Source organism: Acidovorax sp. SUPP950 (assembly GCF_030158935.1).
Taxonomy (GTDB): domain Bacteria; phylum Pseudomonadota; class Gammaproteobacteria; order Burkholderiales; family Burkholderiaceae_C; genus Paracidovorax.
Genome location: NZ_BQXE01000004.1, coordinates 16,990 through 38,642, shown reverse-complemented (window position 1 = coordinate 38,642; position 21,653 = coordinate 16,990). Strand labels below are relative to the sequence as shown.

Here is a 21,653-nt window from a genome sequence, read left to right as displayed (position 1 = left end):
CAGCGCCCGCAGCGCCCCGGCGCGTAGAGCGGCTTCAACCCCAGCCCAGCAATCTGCTATGAAAATCGCTCAAGAAATCCGCGCCGGCAATGTGATCATGCACGGCAAGGACCCGATGGTCGTCCTGAAGACCGAATACGCACGCGGCGGCCGCGGCGCCGCCACGGTCCGCATGAAGCTCAAGAGCCTGATCGGCAACTTCGGCACCGAAAACGTGTTCAAGGCCGACGACAAGATCGACAACGTCATCCTGGACAAGAAGGAGTGCACCTACTCCTACTTTGCCGACCCGATGTACGTCTGCATGGACACCGAATTCAACCAGTACGAAGTCGAAGCCGAGAACATGGGCGACGCACTGAACTACCTGGAAGACGGCATGACCGTCGAAGTGGTGTTCTACGACGGCAAGGCCATCTCGGTCGAACTGCCCACCAGCGTGGAACGCGAAGTCACCTGGACGGAACCCGCCGTCAAGGGCGACACGTCCGGCAAGGTGCTCAAGCCCGCCAAGATCGCCACCGGCTTCGAAGTGCCCGTGCCCCTGTTCGTGAGCCAGGGCGACAAGATCGAAATCGACACCCGCACGGGCGAGTACCGCAAGCGCGTCTGATCGATCCGGATCGAGTTTCGATCCCCAAAGGGCACCCGCTTCGGCCGGTGCCCTTTTTCATTTCCGCTGGGCCAGTCCATGTCATGTGTGCTCGATCAGCATGACCGCCGTCGTCTGAGGTTCCAGCGCTTCGAACACATGCGTTTCATCCGCCGAGTAGCTGGCATAGTCCCCCGGGCCGAGTTCCACCAGATGGCCGACCGGCCCCAGCCTGGCGCGTCCGCTGCACAGGACGACGTGCTCCACCGTGCCCGGCAAGTGGCGCTCGGAAGTCCTGGGTGCGCCGGGCTGGACCGACAGGCGGTAGAGATCGCGCTGCACGCCGGCAGGGCACACCGCCAGCAAGGTCGCCGCGTAGTTCGCCTGCTCCGAAGCCAGCGCCACCCCCTCATGGGCCCGGATGACCTGCACATGGGTTCTGGGCTGGGCGATCAATTGCGTCACCTGCACATCCAGCGCCGTGGCGAGCGCCCAGAGCGTTTCCAGGCTCGGATTGCCGACGCCCGCCTCCAGCTGGGAGAGCGTCGATTTGGCGATGGCCGCCCGTTTGGCGAGTTCCGACACGGACAGGCCGAGGCGCTCGCGCTCGCGGCGCACGGCCGCGGCCAACAGGCGGATGGGTGAAGGACTGGTGGTCAAGGGATGGTCATCCTATCTCATCAAAAAGAACAATCGTTCGACTTGACGAACGAATGAAGCAAGTTCATCATACCGCTCGTTCGTTCTTTTTAAAGAACGAACCGCTTCCTTCTGATCCCTTGCCCAGGCGACTGGGCAATCCACACAGGCAACGATCCATGCATCCGAAAACGGCAGGGACGCTGGAGATGACCACCGCCATGGTCATCGCCGGCACGGTGGGCTGGCTGGTGCTGCAGACCGGAATGCCTGCCGGCGCAGTGGTCTTCTGGCGCTGCGCGTTCGGTGCCGTGGCGCTGCTGATGCTCTGTCTCCGTCCGGGCCAGCCGGAGCGATGGAACATCGGCCGCAGGCAAGCCGGCATGGCCGCACTCGGCGGCATCGCCCTGGCGGCCAGCTGGGGCCTGCTCTTTGCCGCCTACTCGCACGCATCCATCGCGATTGCCACGGTGACCTACCACACCCAGCCCTTCATGCTCGTGGCGCTGGGGGCGCTGTTCTTCGGAGAAAAGCTGACCGCGTCGCAGGCAGGATGGCTGGGCATCGCGTTCGGCGGCCTCGTGCTCATCGTCGTGGGCGGTGGACAGTGGGGCGCGCTGCCCTCCGGCTACCTGGAAGGCGTCGGACTGGCACTGGCCGCCGCGTTCTTCTACGCCATGGCGGCCGCAATCACCAAAAGGCTGAGCGGCGTGCCGCCCCGGCTGATCGTCCTGATCCAGCTGATCGTCGGCACCCTGCTTTTGCTGTCGTTCGCCCAGGCCCCGACGGGCGGATCGACACTACCCACCTGGGGTTTGCTGCTGGCGATCGGATTCATTCACACGGGCCTGATGTCCACGCTCCTGTACAGCGCCATACAGAAGTTATCGACGTCGATGGTGGGCGTTCTGTCGTTCATCTATCCCATCGTGGCCATCGGGGTGGACGCGTGGGCCTTCGGCCATCGGCTGAGCCCGATGCAGGTCGGTGGCGCCGTCGCCATCCTCATGGCCGTGGCAGGGATGAACTTTGGATGGCGCATGGCCGCACGCCACCCAGCGCCGCGATAGCCACGCGCACGAAGCGTGCGCTGCCGCGCTTCAGCCCATTTCAGGACGATTCACGCAATCTTCAGAGCGCTGCAAGGGGAGTCTTTCCAGAATGGAGCCACCGGAAGGCCGACAGGCGCGCACCCCTTGCCAGCATCCAGGCCCGCCATGGCACAGCGGCTTCGGGTGGGCAATTGCCAGGCCTTCCGGCAATGATTTCCTTACATAACACCAGGGAGCCCGCATGCATTCGATCCGCTTTTTTTCGTCCACCACCCCCTTGGCGCTGTCCGCCATGGCCGCGCTGCTCATGGCCTCGGGCCTCAGCCGCCCCGCCCATGCCGTGGAATGCCGCGCCATCGCGACCGTGCAGCACAGCGCCGTCTCGGCCAACAACAACGCCGATGGCGGCCACCTCAACCAGCACGTCTTCGGCGCGACGCCGCCCAAGGGTTCCAGCCAGAAGGACAAGACGCTGTTCTCCAGCGTGGGGGAATACAGCGGCTTCTGGAACAACTACCAAGACCCGAAAAAATACAAAGGCACGGCCGTCGACTGCTCCGGCACGCATGCACGGCAAAAGGTGACGGTCTACAGCGTGCTGAAAAAAGACCTGATTGGCGGCTTCAACTGCACCGCTGCCAACGCCAACGGCGAATGCACCACCAAGACGAAATCGCAGTTCTCCAACGTTCAGCTCGACTTCGAAGTGGTCGGCGGCAAATGGATTCTGCTGACGGCCTATCCGACCAACTGAGCCGACCAATCAAGCAAGGGGGCCGCAGCGGCAGCTTCTGGCGGAAACGGCCTCTCTCAGCCGAACACCGCCGTCACCAGCCAGAGGTTCGCCAGCGAGATCACGGCGAACAGCCCCCAGGCCGCCAGCCGGAGGGTCCGTCCGGTGGCAAAGCGGCCCATCACCTCGGGGCTGCTGCTGAACCGGATCAGCGGCCACATCGCGAAGGGCAGCTGAAAGCTCAGCACCACCTGGCTGAGCACCAGCATCTTGCCCACACCCGCATCGCCCAGCCACCACACGCCCACGAAAGCCGGCACCAGCGCCAGGCCCCGCGTGATGAGGCGCCGCTGCCAGCAGGGAATCTTGAGGTCCAGGAATCCTTCCATGACGATCTGCCCGGCGATGGTGCCCGTGAAGGTCGAACTCTGGCCCGAGGCCAGCAGCGCGATGCCGAAGAGCGCGGCCGCGAGGGCGCTGCCCACCAGGGGTTTGATGAGGTGGTAGGCGTCGGCGATGTCGGCCACGTCGCGGTGGCCGCTGTGATGGAAGGCACTGGCGGCCAGCACCATGATGGCCGCGTTCACCAGCAGCGCGAGCGACAGCGACACCACGGCATCCCAGGTGCAGAAACGAATGGCCTCGCGCCGCGCCGTATCGGTGTCGGCCACCAGCCGGGTCTGCACGATGGACGAGTGCAGGTACAGGTTGTGCGGCATGACCGTGGCGCCCACGATGCCGATGGCCAGGTACAGCGCCCCGGGCTGCTGCAGCCGCTCCAGGCTGGGCACGAAGCCGATCGCCACCTGCGACCAGATCGGCTGCGAGAACGCCAGCTCCACTGCAAAGCACGCAGCGATGGTGGCCACCAGCGCCAGCACGATGGCCTCCACCCGCCGGAACCCCGCGCCCTGCAAGCCCAGCACCAGACCAGCGCCAGCACGATGGCCTCCACCCGCCGGAACCCCGCGCCCTGCAAGCCCAGCACCAGCACAGTGTCGAAGGCGGTGATGGCGATACCCACCGGAATCGACACGCCGAACAGCAGGTGCAGCGCCAGCGCGCTGCCCAGCACCTCGGCCAAATCGCAGGCCACGATGGCCAGTTCCGCTCCCAGCCAGAGGCACCGGTTCACGGCGGGGGAATAGCGCTCGCGGCACAGCTGGGCCAGGTCCCGGCGCGCCACCAGCCCCAGGCGCACGCACAGGGTCTGCAGCAGCATGGCGGCGAGGCTCGCCAGCAGCACGACGAAGAGCAGCCCGTAGCCGAAGCGCGAGCCGGCCTCGATGTCCGTCGCCCAATTGCCGGGGTCCATGTAGCCCACCGAGACCAGCAGGCCCGGCCCTGCGTAGCGCAGCAGCTTTTTGGAAAACGGGAGGCCAGGGTCCACCTGGACGCTGCCCTTGACTTCGGATGGGCAGAAAGGCGCGGTGGCGGTGCGCGGCAAGGGGAACATGGGCATGGGAGCTCGATGATACGTAGCCCGGTCCCGCAGCAGGCACGCGACGGCATGGCGCCGCGCCTATTGCGCAGATAGACGGCGTGGGGTTGCCATGGCGGCGCGCTCGGACTATGCGGCGAGTGATCAATCGCCGCCATGGCATGGCGCGATGGGCGGTACCTGCCGTCAGGCCTGCGCCCGCCGCGGCGACCGCCCGCGCGGGTCCCGCGCCACCTCGGGTCAGATCGGCAGTGCGACCAGGTCGTGTCCCTGCGTGCCGACGATGCGGGCCCGGGTGAACTCGCCCACCTTCATCGTCTTGCTGATCTTCTCAGGTGGCAGCAGGTGCACCACGCCGTCGATCTCGGGCGCATCGGCATAGGTGCGGCCGGTGCCGCCCTTTCTGCCCAGCGCGGGGGCGGAGTCGACCAGCACCTGCATGGTGGCGCCCACGCGGCTGCGCAGCTTGGCGGCGGACACTTCCTCGGCCACGGCCATGAAGCGCGCGCGGCGCTCTTCGCGCAACTCGAGGGGCAGCATGCCTGGCAGTTCATTGGCCACAGCGCCGTTCACGTCGCTGTAAGCAAAGCAGCCTGCGCGGTCGATCTGCGCCTCGCGCACGAAGTCCAGGAGGTGCTGGAACTCTTCTTCGGTCTCGCCCGGAAAGCCGGCGATGAAGGTGCTGCGGATGACGATTTCGGGACAGGTCTCGCGCCAGCGCTGGATGCGCTCCAGATTGCGCTCGCCGCTGGCGGGGCGCTTCATGCGCTTGAGCACGTCCGGGTGGCTGTGCTGGAACGGCACGTCCAGGTACGGCAGCACCTTGCCCGTGGCCATGAGGGGGATGACCTCATCGACGCTCGGGTAGGGGTACACGTAGTGCAGGCGCACCCAGGCGCCGTAGGGCTCGGCGATCTCGCCCAGGGTCTGCACCAGCTCCAGCATGCGGGTCTTGACGGGCTTGCCGTCCCAGAAACCCGTGCGGTACTTCACATCGACGCCAAACGCCGAGGTGTCCTGGCTGATGACCAGCAGTTCCTTCACGCCGCCTTCGAACAAAGCCTTGGCCTCGCTCAGCACATCGCCGATGGGACGCGAGACGAGGTCGCCGCGCATGGAGGGGATGATGCAGAAGGTGCAGCGGTGGTTGCAGCCTTCGCTGATCTTGAGGTATGCGTAGTGCTTGGGCGTGAGCTTGATGCCCGCCACACCGAAGCTGCCCGGCACCAGGTCGATGAACGGGTCGTGCGGCTTGGGCAGGTTGAGGTGGACGGCATCCATCACCTCCTGCGTGGCATGGGGGCCGGTGACGGCCAGCACGCTGGGGTGCATTTGCCGCACCAGGTTCCCGCCACCGTCGCCGGACCGTGCACCCAGGCAGCCGGTGACGATGACCTTGCCGTTCTCGGCCAGCGCCTCGCCGATGGTGTCCAGGCTTTCCTTGACCGCATCGTCGATGAAGCCGCAGGTGTTGACGATGACGAGATCGGCACCTTCGAAAGTCTTGGAGGTCTGGTAGCCCTCGGCACTGAGCTGCGTGAGGATCAGTTCGGAGTCGGTCAGGGCTTTGGGACAGCCGAGACTGACGAAGCCTACCTTGGGGACCTTCATCGTCTCTGGCGTCGCGATTTCATCGTAAGTATCTGATTTCATTTGGGTTTCGCAGGACGGCCCGGCGGGCAAGATAACCCGACATTGTAAATGAGGCCAGGAATTGCCCTCAGCCGCGCTGCATCCCCACGCTTGAAATCATGGGTTCCGAGGCCCTGTCTGGCATTGACTCGGCCATCTGCGCACCGGGCATGCGATTCTCCAAAGCCCCCGCTTCCCACCCCGGGCGCCGTGATCACGCGCTGGCGACACGCTTCACGGCAGGGGCAGGGAGTTTGTTGAGTGGCATGCCGGTGTGGCCGGGCTCAAAGGGCCTGAGGGAGGTAGACCGGACGCGGCGCTGTCAGGCCCTGCCTCACCTGCTGGGTGAGCACGTCGGCCAATACCTCATCGGCGCCGGCCTCCAGTCCGTCGAGTGCACGCTGCACGATCTCCTCGGCGCTGCTTTTCGGGACCTCGAAGCCCCGCGTGAGGTCAGTGTCCACATACGCCATGTGCAGGCCCAGCACCTGGGTCTTCTGCCCGGCCAGCTCATGGCGCAGTGCGTTGGTCAACGACCACGCCGCCGACTTGCTGGCCGAATAAGCGGCCAGCTCGCCACCATTGACCCACGATGCCACCGACAGAACGTTGAGCAGTGCGCCACCGCCATTCGCCTGGAGCACGGGCGCAAACGCCTTGCTCACGTTCAGCACACCAAAAAAGTTCGTTTCAAAAATGCGACGCGCCACCGCGTCGCTGTCCTGCGCCAGAAAGCCGCCCGGCTGGGCGATGCCCGCGTTGTTGATCACCAGGTTCACGTCGGCGGCCTGCTGTGCCGCAGCAGCGATCTCTTCGGGCTTGGTAACGTCGAGCCGCAGGGCGTGCACGCCGGGCAAGGTGACGGTGGCGGCGTCGCGCGCGGCGGCGTAAACCTTGCGAGCACCGCGCGCAAGCAGTTCGCGCGCAAATGCCAGGCCGATGCCGCGGTTGGCGCCCGTGACGAGGACGACGGAGTTTTCAAGGTGCATGGGGAGCTCCAAAGGGTTGGACTGGTATTTCAAATGACGATCGTCATATTTACGGACGTGCGATGTCGTTCCAATGGAACGGCTCATCGGACCTTGATGACCACCTTGCCCTTGGCTCGGCCGCTTTCGACGTAGGCAAGGGCATCGTTAGTGGATTCGAAGGGGAAGACCTGGTCGATCACGGGGCGGATGGCGCCCGATTCGATCAGCGGCGTGATCTGCCGCAACTGGCTGCCGCTGGCCTTCATGAAAAGGAATGCATAGGCGACATCGAGGCGCCGGGCCTGCCTGCGGGCGCCAGAGCTGAGGGCGCGCATCACCTGCTTCACCCACCATGGGGCATGGATGTCTTCGGCGAACCGGGGGTCCGGTGGCCCTGAGATGGAAACGAGGGTTCCGCCCGGCTTGAGCACGCCCAGGGACTTCGCCAGGGCCTTGCCGTCCTGGCTGTTCAGCACCACGTCGTAGCCGCTCAGGTGGTCTTCAAAGGCCTCGTTCTTGTAGTCGATGACCACATCTGCGCCCAGGCGTTTCACCAGAGCGACGTTGCCGGTGCTGGTGGTGGTGGCAACCGTCGCGCCCAGGTGCTTGGCCAACTGGATGGCAAACGTGCCCACGCCCCCGGAGCCTGCCTGGATGAAAACCTTCTGCCCCTTCTTGAGCTTTGCCTTTTCGACCAGCGCCTGCCAAGCCGTCAAACCCACCAGGGGGATGGACGCAGCCTCCTCCATGGTGAGGTTCCTGGGCTTCATCGCCACCGAGTCTTCCTTCACGGCCACGAATTCGGCGAACGTGCCGATGCGCAAGTCATCGGGCCTGGCGTACACCTCGTCGCCCGCCTTGAACTGGCGGACACGCGGTCCGGCGCGCACCACCACGCCGGCCACATCGTGCCCCAGGACGAACGGTGCGCGATACGGCAGGATGAGTTTGAACTCGCCATTTCGGATCTTGGCATCCAGCAGGTTCACCGCGGCCGCGTGAACCTGGATCAGCATCTCGTCGTCACGCAAGTCCGGCTCAGGCACGTCGGCGGCGCGCAAGCGCTCTTTTTTCCCATAGCGGTCCAGGATGAAAGCTTTCATGGGGTTCCCTTTTTGCAGGCAGAGCAGGCGACGAACCTGGCAGCATTGGCTGTCAGGCATTTTGAAATGATGGTCATCATATTTATGAGTAAAAAAAAGCCCAGTGATCTCACGCACCGGACGGGGCCAGACTTTTCAACGCGGCGCTGCACAGCGACTCCGACAGCGCCGAGTCATCGACGGCACGGGCCAGCACCAACGTGCCCACCATGGTGGCCACGGTCACCAACGCGCGCTCGTGGGCGCCAGGCTGTCCCCAATCGGGCGACTGACGGGCCACCAGATCAATCATCTCCTTGATGCGGAGCGTGGCCGCGCGACGCACTTCGGGCGATTGGCGCGGCATCTCGGAGCCCAGGGCGGAAACCGGGCAGCCTGTCTCGATAGCCGCCAGATGCTCCTTGGACAGATAGACCTGCATCAGCGCTTGCAAGGACTGCTCTGGCGGCACGGCTGCGACGATGCGCGCAGCGGCGGCGTTGGCTTCGGCTCCGGCACGGTCTGCCGCTTCGGCCAGCATGGCTTCGCGAGACTCGAAATGGGCATAGAACGCACCGTGCGTCAAACCCGCCTCTTTCATGATGTCGGCCACGCCGGTGCCGTCATAGCCGCTGCGCCGGATGGCACGCGCAGCGGCCTGCACGATGCGCTCGTGCGAAGCCTCTTTGGCAGCAGTTCGGCCATTGGTCTTTACTTTTCGCATGACGGCCATCATACATTTTATTTGCCCATTGCGCCCTGGCAGGTGAAAAGCGGCCGGATGCACACGGTCAGCACCCCGCGCCGGCAGAAGCGGAAGTTTCCCGCTGTGCATAGAACTGAAGCAGGACTTCCACGGGATGCCGCAGACGCCGGTCGTCCATCCGCTTGGCCTGGCTACGGCAGGAATATCCGGTGGCCAGGAACTCCGTCCTTCGCGCCGGCTCGGCGTTCAATATCGGACCCCACGATTGGGAGTAGATGAGGCGCGAGGTCTGCACATTCAGGCTTTCGTGTCCGTAGGTTCCCGACATGCCGCAGCAGCCACTGGCCCGCGCAGTGAGCTTCAAACCGGCACGGGCAAAGACCTGGGGCCACAGCGCTGCGGCGGCGGGGGCGGTCGTTTTTTCGGTGCAGTGGTTCAGCAGCTGAAAGTCCCCCGAAAGAGATTCCGACGCTCGCGCGGGCAGCGCCTCCAGCAGCCATTCCTGCGCAAGCAGGACGCCCGGCGGCTTTTGCAAAAACGGCAGCTTCGCGTATTCCTGGCGGTACACGAGCGTCATGGCAGGATCGAGACCGACCAGCGGCACGCCACACGACGCCAGAGCGCCAAGCATCTCCGCGTTTTTGAACGCCGTTCGATCGAAGGCCTGCAGAAAGCCCAGCACATGAAGCGGCTTGCCGTTCGGCATGAATGGGGCCAGCCAGACCGTGTACCCCAGCCGGGACGCCAACTCGATGAACGCGGAAAACACGGGTGTCTCGAAATAGCGCGTGAAAGCGTCCTGCACCAGGATCACGGACCGGGCGCGTTGCGCGTCCGTCAGCGCGGCCAGCAACGATGGCGTTGCACAGCGCACGCCCCAGCGGCTCAACGTGGCCTGAAAGTCGAAGCGGCTGAGCAACGGGCTGTCCACCATGCCCGCATGGCGCTCGAGCATCCGGCGCACCAGCGTGTTGGACATGGCACCGTTGTAGAGCCGTGGAAGGCGTGCCAGATACGGAACGCTGAATTCGAGCGAGCCGATGAGGTAGTCCTTCAACGGCCTTCCATACCGCGTGTGATAAAGCGCCAGAAAGCGCGACCGAAAGTCAGGAACGTTGACCTTGACAGGGCACTGCCCCGCGCACGACTTGCACGCCAGGCAACCGGACATCGCCTCATACACCTCATGGGAAAAGTCGCGGGAGCGACCCATTCCGTTGGTTGCGCGTTCGCGGCTGTTGCGCCAGCGCCTGACCAATCCGGCCAGGAACGAGGGTTGCCGCGCAGCCACCGCCAGAACATCCACCCCCGCATGGCCCTGCAGGCGCAGCCACTCGCGCAGCAGCGAGGCACGTCCTTTCGGGGAGTGCCTGCGTTCGCGCGTGGCCTTCCATGACGGGCACATCGCGTCGTCCGGATCGAAGTTGTAGCAAGCGCCATTGCCGTTGCAATGGACGGCGCTGGCAAAGCTCTGCCACACCCGCTCATCGATCTGGCGATCGGCGTCGGCACGCAATGGCACCTCATCAATGCGCAGCAGCCGGGCACTCTGGCCTGCGGGCGTGGCAATCTTTCCCGGGTTGAGCTGGTTGTGCGGATCGAATGCCGCCTTGAGCGCCTGCAATGCGCCATACAGGGGGCCGAAATACTTCGGCGCGTATTCGGAACGGACTCCCTTGCCGTGCTCGCCCCAGAGCACGCCACCGTATTTCAGGGTCAGCCCGGCGACCTCGTCGGAAATGGCTCGGATCAGCGCCGCATGGGCGGGGTTCTTCAGGTCCAGGGCGGGCCGGACGTGCAGCACACCCGCATCCACGTGGCCGAACATGCCATAGCTCAGCCCATGGCGGTCCAGCAATGCCCTGAACTCTTCGATGTAGTCGGCGAGCTTCTCTGGCGGCACGGCCGTGTCTTCGACGAAAGGCTGGGGCCGGGCCTCGCCCTGCACGTTGCCCAGCAAGCCGACGGCGCGCTTGCGCATGGCATAGACCTTGTCGACGGCCGTGCGGCCCGATGCAATGGTGTGACCGATGCGGCTCACCGTGGGGTTGCGGGCGAGGTGCCCGATGAAGGCCGCCACGCGAGCGCGCACCTCGTCCGCCGAGTCCCCGCAGAATTCGACCAGGTTGATGCCACGCGTCGGTGCCGGGTCGGCCTGGGCAGGGAAGTATTGCGCCACGTCCTGCCAGACGATGTCCTCCATCGCCAGCATCAAGACCCGCGAATCGACCGTCTCGATCGACAACGGGCGATGCTCCATCAACACCCGCGCATCGCGCAGCGCGTCCATGAAACTGGCATAACGCACATTGACCAGCATGGAATGGCGGGGGATGGGCAGCAGGCCGATTTCCGCCTCGACGACGAAGCCCAGCGAGCCTTCCGCCCCACACAAGACGCTGTTGAGGTTGAAGCGACCGCCGGGCTCTTTCAGGTGCGCCAGGTCATAGCCGGTCAGGCGGCGATTGAGCTTGGGAAAGCGCGCCTCGATCAGCTCGGCATGCTCCGTGGCGATCTGGTGCGCGCAGCGCCAGACATCGCCCACCAGGCCGCTTTCCTTCAATCGCAACGGCAGTTCCTCCGCATCCACCGAGCGGCTGGCAAACCGCACGCCCCCCAGCAGGACCATGTCCAGCACCTGCACGTGGTCGCGGGTCTTGCCGTAGGTGCAACTGCCCTGGCCGCTGGCGTCGGTGTTGATCATGCCGCCGATCGTGGCGCGGTTGGACGTGGACAGCTCAGGGGCAAAGAACAGCCCGTGCGCCTTCAGCGCCGCATTCAACTGGTCCTTGACGACGCCGGCCTGCACCCGTGCCACCCGGCGCACGGGATCGATCCACAGGATCTGGTTGAGATGCCGGGAGAGATCCACGGCGATGCCCCCGGTGAGGGATTGCCCGTTGGTGCCCGTGCCCCCGCCCCGCGGAGAAACCACCACCCGCCGGTGTTCCGGCCTGGCGAGCAGCTTCGCGAGTTTTTCGACGTCCGCGGCATCTTGCGGGAAGACCACGGCCTGGGGCAGCCGTTGATAGATCGAATTGTCTGTGGCCAGAACGGTGCGGTCCGCGTACTGCGATGTGATTTCGCCCCTGAAACCCTCGGCGGCCAATGCCTGAAGAAAACGCGGGTAGTCGCCGTCCAGCGGCGCCGGGGCGGGAATGATTGCAATCAATTTCAGGTCCTGCAATGACGAAAAGAAGCGCCCTGCCCCACGTGGCCCGTCAAGCGTTGAACGCGGCGCATCGAGAGGGCGAGAGGGCGCGGGAGCAGTGGCCTCGACAGGCCGGGTACGAACGGGCCTCACGCCAAAGCCCACGTTACGGCTCAGTCGGCTTTGAGCCGTCCCTGCTTGACCATTCGCGTGGCCAAAGCGACTTCGCCACTCACCAGCCGTTGCAGCGCAGCCCCCCCCTCCCCCACCGGCTCGCTGCCCAGATCCCGGATCACGTTGGTGAACTCCGGCTGGGCCACCGATTTGGTCATCCATTCATGCAGGCTGGCGACGCTGGCGGAAGGCGTCGCCTTGGGCGCGAAGACCCCGACGAAGGTGGTCGCATCGAACACCGGCAAGCCCAGCTGGGCCTGCGTCGGCACGCTCGCGAGCAGCCCGCCCGCCTGCGGTCCCAGCACCATCACCGCGCGGAGCGCGCCACCCTTGATGTGCGGGGTGGAGCTGGTGATCTGATCGATCACCGCGTCGATCTGACCGCCCATCAGGTCCACCAGCGCCGGCCCCGATCCTTTGTAGGGCACCGCATTGACCTGGGCCTGGGCGGAATCCTCGAACTGGAGCAACGCCAGGTGGTTGGGAGAGCCCGGCCCCGCATGGCCGACCGTCACGCCCTGGCTCGTGGACTTCACCGCCTTGATGAAATCGGCCGCGGTCTTGAACCGTGGGTCGTTGGCACGCACGACCACGACGACCGGTGTGCGGCTGAGCACCGCCACCGGCACCAGGCTGTCGGCCTTGTAAGGCGTTTTGATGATCTCCGGAAGGGTGCCCAGTTGCCCCGGCGTTGCCACCAGCAAGGTGTGCCCGTCGGCCTCGGCGCGCGCCACCGTGCTCGTGCCGACGGCACCCCCGCCGCCCGCGCGGTTGTCCACGATCACGGACTGCCCGACCCACTTGGTCAACGGCACGCCCAGCGAGCGCGCGACGATGTCCACATTCCCGCCGGGCGCGAAGGGCACCACCAGCGTGATCGGTTTCCAGGGAAAGCGGTTCTGGGCCCCGGACGGGACAGCCATGGAACATGCCGCGAGCGATGCGGCGCCTTGCAAGAAGCCTCTGCGGCTGGATGGTGGATTGAACATGCCATGTCTCCTTTTAGAAAAATCAGTCTTCCCAATAAAGCCGGGTCGGGTTGTCGACCAGCGCCTTGCGCCTGATTTCCTCGGGAAACCAGTGGGTGATGAGGCCTGCCAGTTCCGCGCTGGCGATGGACGTGGCGTCGATGCCGGGGTGGGGCCAGTCCGATCCCCAGACGATGCGGTGGGGATTGGCCTGTACCAGGCTGTGCGCCAGTGGCAGCACGGCAGGGTCCACGCCGGACGCCGCCGCAGAGATCCGGTAGGCGCCCGAGAACTTGACCCAGGCGCACCCTTCCCGCATCAGGCTCCGCAGGCTCCGGATGCCCCGGCTGTCGATGTCGCTGCAGTCCGAGGGGTGGCCGAAGTGGTCCACCACCACGGTCATGCCGCTCTCGGCGAGGCCCTGGACGAGGCGGATGTCTTCATTGATGTCGACGAGCAACTGGATGTGCCAGCCCAGCCCTTTCACCCGACCGGCAATCGACTGCACGCTGGCGATGGAAACACCGCCGCTGAACAGCGCATTGCATCTCGCGCCCCGAACGCCCAGCCGGTGAAGTTCCTCCATCTCGGTGTCCGGCGTGTCTTCGAAGATCACCGCCACGCCGCGCATGCTGCCCGCGGCGGCGTCGCCCAATGTCCGCTTCAAGAGCGAGTGGTCGCGCCCGTACACGCTGGGCTGCACCAGAACGCACCGGTCCATTCCCAAAGGGCGGTAGGCAGACCAGTACTGCTCGATCGTGGCGGATGGCGGGGTGTAGGCACGCTCGGCGATGAATGGAAATTCGCCGGGGGATCCGAAGACGTGCAGGTGCGTGTCGCACGCCCCTTGCGGAAAGACTCTTTCTGTTGCACCGGGCAGCGCCTGATGGGCTGCGCCGTGGCGGTTTGTGATGGGCATGGATTCCAGACGGTCGGGTTGAACTGCTGACCGGATTGTTTTTGCCGCAGGGGTGGTTAGTCAAATTCATTACCATCATCATCAAGATGAACCATATTCAACCCACTACCCATCAGGACCGCGCGGTCGTCAACCTGCGCAAAATCGATCTCAACCTGCTGGTGATGTTCGAGGCGCTGGTGGAGGAGCGCAGCGTGGCCAAGGCAGCGGCCCGGCTCAATCTGACCTCTTCCGCCGTCAGCCACGCACTGCGGCGCCTGCGCGAGCAGTTCAATGACCCGTTGATGCTGCGCACGGCAGAGGGCATGGTTCCCACCCCGGAGGCCGTTCGCCTGGCGACGCGTTTCCGCAAGGCTTTCAGCGAAATCGAGAACGCCATCGGCGTGGCCGGCGCGTTCGATCCCGCAACGGCGCGCAGAACGTTTCTTCTGCGCGTGTCCGACTACGTGGGGGTCCTCTTGCTCCCACGCCTGTGCACCGAGCTGCGTTCCGTGGCGCCCGGCATCAGCCTGTCGGTGCAGTCATTCGAGATGCGCCAGCCTTCGGACCGCGTCGAGTACGAAGGGGTGGAAATCAGGCTCTCGGTGTCGCGGGGGCACTCCGTTCTCTCGGCCTCGCGGCGCATCCTGGATGACCGCTGGATGGTGCTCATGAGAAAGGACCACCCTGCCGCCTCCACCCCGCTCACGCTGGAAAAGTACCTCGAACTGGGGCATCTCAAGGTGTCGGGGGTGGGCAGCAACATCCTGGACGAACTGCTGGCCGAACGCGGCCTGGCACGCCGGGTCATGGTGCAGGTGCCTACGTGGCAGGGCATGGTGCCGGTGATCGAATCCACCGACCTGATCGCAGCGATGCCGGCGCACTGGATGGACAGCGTGCTTTCCGGATCGAACTGCGTTGCCTTCCCCATGCCGCTGCCGGAACTGGCGCTGTCGATCGACGCCGTCTGGCATCCCCGCAACGACCACGATCCGGGGCACAAGTGGTTCAGGGAACTGATCCACCGGATCTTCCAGGACGCCCACCGGAAATCCCACGTGCAGGACTGACGGCGCGCCGCGGCGCTCGGCAAAGCCCGTGCGTGGGTGAAGCGGCCGCACTGGCCCGGGGACGACTCCCGCTCCCAGGCCCTCGCCCGGGCTCTGGGGCCTGCCTTCAGCGCTTGATGCCGAAGGCGCCGAGCATCTGCTCGGTCTGCTTTTGCATCTGCTCCTGCATCTGCGTGAAGATGGCCTGCGACTGGTCCACGTAGCTGCCCATGATGCCCTTGAACATGGGCGACTGCAGGTTCATGAACTGCGACCACATTTCGGGCGTGATGCCCTTGGACTGCTCGGCCATCTTGGCCTGGATGTCGGTGAACACCTGCACGTTCTTTTCCAGGTAGGCGCCCATGAAGCCCTGCATGGCGTGGCCGTAGAAACGGATGATGTTGGCCAGCACGGCCTCGGTGAACATGGGCGCGCCGCCGGCTTCCTCTTCCAGAATGATCTGCAGCAGGATGCTGCGCGTGAGGTCTTCGCTGGTCTTGGCATCGCGCACCACGACCTGCTCGCCCGCCATCACGAGTTGCTTGACCTCGGCCAGGGTGATGTAGGTGGAGGTGGAGGTGTCGTACAGCCGGCGGTTGGGGTACTTCTTGATGATCCTCTGCTGTGCGGTCGAGGGGGTTGGGGGGGACGTGGTTTCTGGCACAGCGGGCTCCTGGGGTGCGGGGCACCCATGATTTTGATCGTTTGCAGTGCAACCGATTTTAGGGAGCGCAGCAGCGCGCCCTTTCGCAGGATTACCCTGATGCGGCTTTGCCGCCTTGATCCACGTCAATCCGAGGCGGCGCAGATCGCATAAGATTCGCCGCTGCACCGTTTGCACCCCATCCTTGGAGGCCCCGTGTCCCCCCTTCGCCCTGCTCTGTTAGCGGCCCTGCTCCTGACAGCACAGGCACACGCGCAAACCGACGAACAATGGCTCACGATCCAGGGCTTTCCGGAAGACAAGACGGGTGACCTGGTGCAGATCAACCCCACGCAGATTCCCTGGCAGAACCAGTTCACCATGGAAGTGCGCGTATCGCGCAGCACCCAGCGCTCCAGCTACCGCAAGCACCCCTACCGCTCGTTCAAGGGCGTGGCCGTGATCGACTGCGGCACGCAAAAGGGGTGGTACCTGGCCCTGAACTACTACGCCGAGCCCGTGTGGCAAGGCCCCGTGACCGCGCGCGAGGAATTCAAGGAAGACGAGGCGCCGGTGTCCTTCGCCGGCATCCCCGGCGAGCCGGCGCGCAAGCTGATCACCGCCTCCTGCAGGAAGCGCTGAGCCGGCACGGCCAACCCCGCTCAGGCCAGCCCGAACGCCGTGCGCAGCGCCCGCGCCGCATCCGCATGCGCCTGGCGGGCTTCCGGGATCGCTCGGCCCATCTTGATGAACTCGTGCGTCACGCCTCGGTAGATCTCCAGATCGACCGCCACGCCGGCGGCGCGCAGCTTGTCGGCATACGCCACGCCTTCGTCCACCAGCGGATCGCATTCGGCCAGCCCGATCCAGGCCGGCGCCACGCCGTCGACGTCGGGCGCGTTCAGCGGGGCGAAGCGCCAGTCGTCGCGGTCCGCGGGCCCGCGCACGTAGTGGCCGAAGAACCAGGTGATCGCGGGCTCCTCCAGCACCAGGCCGTGGGCGAACGCAGCATGCGAGCGCGTGTCCTGGTGGGCGGTGCAGCCGGGGTAGAACAGCAACTGCAGCGCAAGCGGCAGGCCGGCATCGCGCGCCAGGATGGCATTGACGGCCGACAGCGTGCCGCCCGCGCTGTCGCCCCCGACGGCGATGCGCGCCGGGTCGGCGCCCAGTGCATGGGCCTGCGCCGCGAGCCAGGCCAGCGCATCCCACGCATCGTTGGAGGCCGTGGGAAACCGGTGCTCCGGCGCCAGCCGGTAGTCCAGCGACACCACCATGCAGCCCGCCAGGCGCGAAAGCTCCCGGCACAGCACGTCGTGCGTGGCCACGCTGCCGATGGTGAAGCCGCCACCGTGCAGGTACAGCAGCACCGGCAGCGGCGCACCGCGCGTGGGGGCGTACAGGCGGGCCGGCAAGGCATGGCCGTCACGGGCGGGGATGTGCAGGTCTTCCACGCGCTCGAGGGCGGCCTTGGGCACTTCGAGCACGCCGGCACCAGCCTCGTAGGCGGCGCGGGCCTCGGCGGGGGGCAGCGTGTGCAGGGGCGGCCGGCCGGCGCGCTCCATGCGGTCGATGACGCTGCGCATCTGCGGGGTGAGCCGGGCGGTAGATGGGGCGGAAGGTGTCACGGTCGCGGGCCACCCCGTGGGATGGCGGAAAAAGGGCCAAAAGGATAAGGGCCCGATCATCCCGCAACTCGGCCGTGGGCAGGCGGGGCTGGGTTATTCGCCCCGGCCGGCGTTCCCGCCCTCGCTCAACGGCAGCGCATCACCGGAACGTCACGCGCACTGGCGCCGCGCCCGGCAGCCCGTCGAACGTGGCGGTGACCTCCAGCCCCGGCCGCGGCGGCAGCAGCGCGGAGAACGACCCCAGGCTCACGAGATCGCCCGGCTGCAGGGTGATGTCCTCCTTGGCCAGCGCCTCGGCCAGCCAGACGACGGCGTTGAGCGGGTGGCCCAGGATGTCGCTGCCCCTGCCGCCGCCCAGCCGCGCGCCCTGGCCATCGGTGAGCGTCACCGCCATGTTCTGGAGCGCGTCCACCATCGCATAGCGCTCCGCGCGCAGGCGCGGCACGGCAATGGGGGCGCCAGCCACGCCCAGCCGCGCCCCCACGTTGATGGCTGCCACGCCGGCCCCGTTGAGCTGGGGCGGCGCCTGCACCAGCAGGTCGGGCAGCTCGATGAAAGGGATGACCTGGTCGATGTGCTCCAGCACCTCCATCGGCGTGCGCGCATGGTTGATGGCGGCGCTCTTGACGCGCACCAGCATGTCGGCCTCGAACAGCGGGCGGGCGCCGAACGCCGCATCCACCACGGCGCCGTCGCGCAGCACCATGCCTTCGTACAGCTTGCCCCACACCGGCTTGTCGGTGCCGAAGCGCTTTTGCACTGCGGGGTTGGTCAGCCCCGCCTTGTAGCCCACCACCCGGCCCAGGCGGTGTGCCAGCAAGGCATTGAACTTGGCGCGCGTGCAGGCGGCATCGGCATCGCTCAGGGGCGGCAGGTTGGCGGCGGGCGTCCTGCCCGAGTAATGGGCGGCCAGTTCGGCCACCTGGACGTCGCTCGGGCATTCGGCCTGGGCGGTTGTCGCACAGGCGACCGCTAGCACGGCGGCGATGAGGGTTTGCTGCATGGCCATGGAAGGCTCCCGGTTGTAGATTGGCTGGCCGGCATGCTAACCACAACCGCGCCCTGGGCGCATCCTCGCAATCCACCATGGCCTTCATCTACTACGTCACCCAGATCCAGTTCGAATTCGGCGCCATCCAGCTCCTGAAACAGGAGTGCAACCGCGTGGGCATCACGCGCCCGCTCGTGGTGACCGACCCCGGCGTGAAAGCCGCCGGCGTGCTGCAGCACGCGCTGGATGCACTGGCCGGCGTGCCCGTGGCCGTGTTCGACCAGACGCCGTCCAACCCCACCGAAGCCGCTGTGCGCGCCGCCGTGCAGGTGTACCGCGACCACGGTTGCGACGGCCTCATCGCGGTGGGTGGTGGCTCGGCCATCGACTGCGCCAAGGGCATCGCCATCGCGGCCACGCACGAAGGGCCGCTCACGCACTACGCCACCATCGAGGGCGGCTCGCCGCGCATCACCGAGCGCGCCGTGCCGTTGATTGCCGTGCCCACCACCGCCGGCACCGGCAGCGAGGTGGCGCGCGGCGCGATCATCATCGTGGACGACCACCGCAAGCTGGGCTTCCACTCGTGGCACCTGGTGCCCAAGACGGCCATCTGCGACCCGGGCCTGACCCTGGGCCTGCCGCCCGCGCTGACGGCCGCCACCGGCATGGACGCGATCGCGCACTGCATGGAGACCTTCATGTCCTCGGCCTTCAACCCACCGGCCGACGGCATCGCGCTGGAAGGCCTCACGCGCGGCTGGGCGCACATCGAACGCGCCACCCGCGACGGCAGCGACCGCGAGGCCCGCCTGAACATGATGAGCGCGAGCATGCAGGGCGCGATGGCGTTCCAGAAAGGGCTGGGCTGCGTGCATTCGCTGAGCCACAGCCTGGGCGGCGTGAACCCGCGGCTGCACCACGGCACGCTGAACGCGGTGTTCCTGCCCGCCGTGGTGCGCTTCAACGCGCAGGACCCCGCCGTGCAGAAAGACCGGCGCCTGGAGCGCATGGCCCACGCCATGGGGCTGGCGTCCGCGGGCGACATCCCCGAGGCCATCCGCGACATGAGCGCGCGGCTGGGGCTGCCCACGGGCCTGGCCGCGATGGGCGTGACCGAGGCGCTGTTCGGCGACGTGATCGAAGGCGCCATGGCCGACCACTGCCACAAGACCAACCCGCGCGAGGCGAGCGTGGACGACTACCGGGCGATGCTCGCCGAATCGATGTGAGCGTTGCGGCCGCGGCGGCCCGCCCTCAAAGCGGCAGGACCGCCGCCGGGTCAGGCCGGCGCAGCCATTCGGCGAACTCGTCGGCCAGCTGGCGGCTGGCCGACGTGGCCGCGCTCCAGGCGCGCACCCGAGCGGTCAGGTCGCTGCCGTAGTGCAGAAAATCGTTGCGGTCGGGCAGCTTGGCGTTCGGCAGCGTGCGCACCCAGTCGGGGTGCGGCGACAGCACCACCATGCGGTCCAGCGCGGGCGTGGCGCGGTGGCGCCAGCGCAGGCCCTTGTCCAGCCAGCCGGGCACCACGCTCTGCTGGAAGTGCGGGTACAGCACCAAGGCGCCAGGGGGATCTGAACGTTTTTGGCCTCCAGCACAATCAACACTAGGGCATATCGCTATATTTTTTATAGCATCCATCCGTTCGATGTCCGCCAGCGGCCGGTAGCGCAGATGCAGGTGGTAGTCGGTCAGGCCCCCGTCCCAGTAGGCACCGGCCGGCGCGCCCGGAATGTCGTGCACCGCCTGCAGCACGAAGGGAATGGAGCAGCTGGCCTGCAGCGCCGGCAAAAAGTTGGCCCCGGTCAGCGCCACCTGCCGCGTGGGGTAGTCAGTGGTGGCGAACGGCAGCGGCGCCATGGCGGCGCCGGGGGCATCGCCAGCCGGGATGGAGAACACCACCCGCTCCAGCCACCACCCCAGCGCGCGGCGGTGCACCGCGTTGGCGGTGAACGCGCCCAGGTAGCCGAGCGGCGTGGCCAGCCGGCGTTCGCGCGAGAGCAGGTGCCGCCCCCGCGAAGTCACGATGTGCAGCCGCCAGCGCGGGTGCGCGAGCAATGGCCCCACCTGCGCGCCGTAGAAGTCGCGCAGCCCCTGCCCGAACTGCGTGCTCACCTGCGCAGCCGTGGGGCGCTGGCGGCCGGGCGGCGGCGCGTAGTGCTGGTGGATGTAGGCGTGCTCCAGCCGCTCCAGCGCGGCCTCGGGCGAGTCCAGGCAGGCAGTGGCCATGCGCCAGGCGCCGATCGAGGCGCCCACCAGATGCACCGGCTGGGTGGAGCCCTGCAGCCAGTGCCCGAACACGAATCGGTCCAGCGGCCCGAGGACCAGCCCCTTGGGTCCGCCGGCTGCGGCAGGTATCACGCCGATGTCGGCGGGCTGCAGGCCGTGCCGGGCGATGTGCGCCCGCGCCAGCGGCCCCGCGTGGATGCGCAGCGCCTTCATCGGCCGGGGCACCGGCGCGCCACGGCGCTCACACGTAGTCGCCCGGGTCGGGGCGCACGGTCCAGTCGATCGGGTCCTGCTGCAGCACCATGTCGATATCGAGCCCCAGCGCCAGCCCGACCTCGCCGGGAAAGGACACCGCCAGCTCCTTCTCGCCCAGCGCCGCCTCGCGGGCCCGCACGCGCCAGGCGGCCAGGTGCAGCACGCCGGCTAGGGGCTCGTACACGCTGTTCTCGAACGGCGCGCTCTGGTACTGCAAGGCATCCACCACCACCTGCGGCAACTGCCAGCGGCGCGCCATGCCGGCACTCACCTGCGAATAGCAGTAGCCCAGCAGCCGCTGCTCCAGCTTGGAGCGGCGCGGATCGAAGGGGCCGACCAGCCGGTTGATGGCCTGCACGCGGTCCGGATTGCCCAGGTGCAGCAGCAACTCGCCCACGCCGTGGAGCAGGCCCGCGGTGTATGCCGCGATCTGGTTGTGGTGCACGCTGCCGGCCAGCGACCGCGCCAGCTTGGCGGTGTGCAGGCTGTAGCGCCAGAACTGCTGCAGGTTGACGCCCGGCACCGACCGCGAGGTCGTGCCCAGCGGCGCGGACGCCACCAGCGTGCGCAGCTGCTGCACGCCCAATAGCGACAGCGCCTCGGGAATGCCGCTGATCTGCTGCTGGGCCTGGAACGTGGGGGAGTTGGCCTCTTCCAGCAGCCGCGCGGCCATGGCCGGGTCGGTGCCGAAGAGCTGGGTGACGCGGCGCAGGTTGGGCTCGGGCGCCGCCAGCTCGTTCATCAGCAGCGCCACCGCGCGCGGCACGCTCGGCAGCGCGACGGGAATCCCCAGCAGGGCGATGAGCTCCATGGAAC

At 66.7% G+C, this 21,653-nt stretch carries 19 protein-coding genes and 1 pseudogene; 6 read left to right on the top strand and 14 right to left on the bottom strand.

Annotated elements, in window-relative coordinates:
• Positions 1–58: 58 nt before the first annotated feature.
• Complete coding sequence (gene efp / locus AVME950_RS17100; protein ID WP_272552191.1) at positions 59–613, top strand: elongation factor P; 555 nt, start codon at positions 59–61, stop codon at positions 611–613.
• A gap of 81 nt (positions 614–694) precedes the next feature.
• Here the strand turns inward: efp and AVME950_RS17095 are convergent, their stop codons facing one another.
• The gene (locus AVME950_RS17095; protein ID WP_284398565.1) at positions 695–1,252 is read right to left on the bottom strand and encodes a helix-turn-helix domain-containing protein; all 558 of its coding nucleotides are present in this window, start codon (positions 1,250–1,252) and stop codon (positions 695–697) included.
• Positions 1,253–1,410: 158 nt separating this feature from the next.
• Here AVME950_RS17095 and AVME950_RS17090 point away from each other — a divergent pair, with 158 nt between their 5' ends.
• On the top strand, positions 1,411–2,301 hold the full coding sequence (locus tag AVME950_RS17090; protein WP_284430744.1) for a DMT family transporter: 891 nt from the start codon (positions 1,411–1,413) through the stop codon (positions 2,299–2,301).
• Positions 2,302–2,524: 223 nt separating this feature from the next.
• Complete coding sequence (locus AVME950_RS17085; RefSeq protein ID WP_284430743.1) at positions 2,525–3,037, top strand: hypothetical protein; 513 nt, start codon at positions 2,525–2,527, stop codon at positions 3,035–3,037.
• A 56-nt stretch (positions 3,038–3,093) separates the two neighbouring features.
• On the opposite strand, the pseudogene AVME950_RS17080 reads toward AVME950_RS17085, so the two are convergent.
• The 8 genes and pseudogenes from AVME950_RS17080 to AVME950_RS17045 all read right to left on the bottom strand — a co-directional run bounded on the left by AVME950_RS17080 (position 3,094) and on the right by AVME950_RS17045 (position 14,060).
• Positions 3,094–4,472, bottom strand: a pseudogene (locus AVME950_RS17080) (Nramp family divalent metal transporter).
• A 225-nt stretch (positions 4,473–4,697) separates the two neighbouring features.
• Entirely contained in the window at positions 4,698–6,068 is a 1,371-nt protein-coding gene (gene rimO, locus AVME950_RS17075; RefSeq protein WP_284430742.1) for a 30S ribosomal protein S12 methylthiotransferase RimO, read from the bottom strand.
• A gap of 305 nt (positions 6,069–6,373) precedes the next feature.
• A complete protein-coding gene (locus AVME950_RS17070; protein ID WP_284430741.1) occupies positions 6,374–7,078 on the bottom strand; it encodes an SDR family oxidoreductase in 705 nt (234 codons plus the stop codon).
• Between the two features lie 83 nt (positions 7,079–7,161).
• A complete protein-coding gene (locus tag AVME950_RS17065) occupies positions 7,162–8,163 on the bottom strand; it encodes an NADP-dependent oxidoreductase (protein ID WP_284430945.1) in 1,002 nt (333 codons plus the stop codon).
• Positions 8,164–8,272: 109 nt separating this feature from the next.
• Entirely contained in the window at positions 8,273–8,878 is a 606-nt protein-coding gene (locus AVME950_RS17060) for a TetR/AcrR family transcriptional regulator (protein ID WP_284430740.1), read from the bottom strand.
• A gap of 55 nt (positions 8,879–8,933) precedes the next feature.
• Positions 8,934–12,017, bottom strand: coding sequence for a D-2-hydroxyglutarate dehydrogenase YdiJ (gene ydiJ, locus AVME950_RS17055; protein ID WP_284430944.1), 3,084 nt, complete (start codon positions 12,015–12,017; stop codon positions 8,934–8,936).
• A 155-nt stretch (positions 12,018–12,172) separates the two neighbouring features.
• Complete coding sequence (locus tag AVME950_RS17050) at positions 12,173–13,096, bottom strand: tripartite tricarboxylate transporter substrate binding protein (protein WP_284430739.1); 924 nt, start codon at positions 13,094–13,096, stop codon at positions 12,173–12,175.
• A gap of 88 nt (positions 13,097–13,184) precedes the next feature.
• Positions 13,185–14,060, bottom strand: a complete 876-nt coding sequence (locus AVME950_RS17045; protein ID WP_284430738.1) for an amidohydrolase family protein — start codon at positions 14,058–14,060, stop codon at positions 13,185–13,187.
• Between the two features lie 86 nt (positions 14,061–14,146).
• On the opposite strand from AVME950_RS17045, the gene AVME950_RS17040 reads away from it, so the two are divergent.
• Positions 14,147–15,112, top strand: coding sequence for a LysR family transcriptional regulator (locus tag AVME950_RS17040; protein ID WP_284430737.1), 966 nt, complete (start codon positions 14,147–14,149; stop codon positions 15,110–15,112).
• A gap of 106 nt (positions 15,113–15,218) precedes the next feature.
• Here the strand turns inward: AVME950_RS17040 and phaR are convergent, their stop codons facing one another.
• Positions 15,219–15,758, bottom strand: coding sequence for a polyhydroxyalkanoate synthesis repressor PhaR (phaR, locus tag AVME950_RS17035; RefSeq protein WP_272568591.1), 540 nt, complete (start codon positions 15,756–15,758; stop codon positions 15,219–15,221).
• Positions 15,759–15,953: 195 nt separating this feature from the next.
• Here phaR and AVME950_RS17030 point away from each other — a divergent pair, with 195 nt between their 5' ends.
• Positions 15,954–16,379, top strand: a complete 426-nt coding sequence (locus tag AVME950_RS17030; protein ID WP_272568590.1) for a surface-adhesin E family protein — start codon at positions 15,954–15,956, stop codon at positions 16,377–16,379.
• Positions 16,380–16,399: 20 nt separating this feature from the next.
• Here AVME950_RS17030 and AVME950_RS17025 read toward each other — a convergent pair whose 3' ends face one another.
• Positions 16,400–17,320, bottom strand: a complete 921-nt coding sequence (locus AVME950_RS17025) for an alpha/beta hydrolase (protein ID WP_284430943.1) — start codon at positions 17,318–17,320, stop codon at positions 16,400–16,402.
• 181 nt (positions 17,321–17,501) lie between these two features.
• Positions 17,502–18,371, bottom strand: a complete 870-nt coding sequence (locus AVME950_RS17020) for a 2-keto-4-pentenoate hydratase (protein ID WP_284430736.1) — start codon at positions 18,369–18,371, stop codon at positions 17,502–17,504.
• Between the two features lie 77 nt (positions 18,372–18,448).
• On the opposite strand from AVME950_RS17020, the gene gbd reads away from it, so the two are divergent.
• Positions 18,449–19,585 carry a 4-hydroxybutyrate dehydrogenase gene (gene gbd / locus AVME950_RS17015; RefSeq protein WP_284430735.1) on the top strand — a complete coding sequence of 379 codons (1,137 nt, stop codon included), beginning with the start codon at positions 18,449–18,451 and terminating at the stop codon, positions 19,583–19,585.
• A gap of 25 nt (positions 19,586–19,610) precedes the next feature.
• On the opposite strand, the gene AVME950_RS17010 is transcribed toward gbd, so the two are convergent.
• Positions 19,611–20,795, bottom strand: a complete 1,185-nt coding sequence (locus tag AVME950_RS17010; protein WP_284430734.1) for a phospholipase — start codon at positions 20,793–20,795, stop codon at positions 19,611–19,613.
• Positions 20,796–20,823: 28 nt separating this feature from the next.
• Complete coding sequence (locus tag AVME950_RS17005) at positions 20,824–21,648, bottom strand: HDOD domain-containing protein (protein ID WP_272568586.1); 825 nt, start codon at positions 21,646–21,648, stop codon at positions 20,824–20,826.
• Between the last annotated feature and the right edge of the window lie 5 nt (positions 21,649–21,653).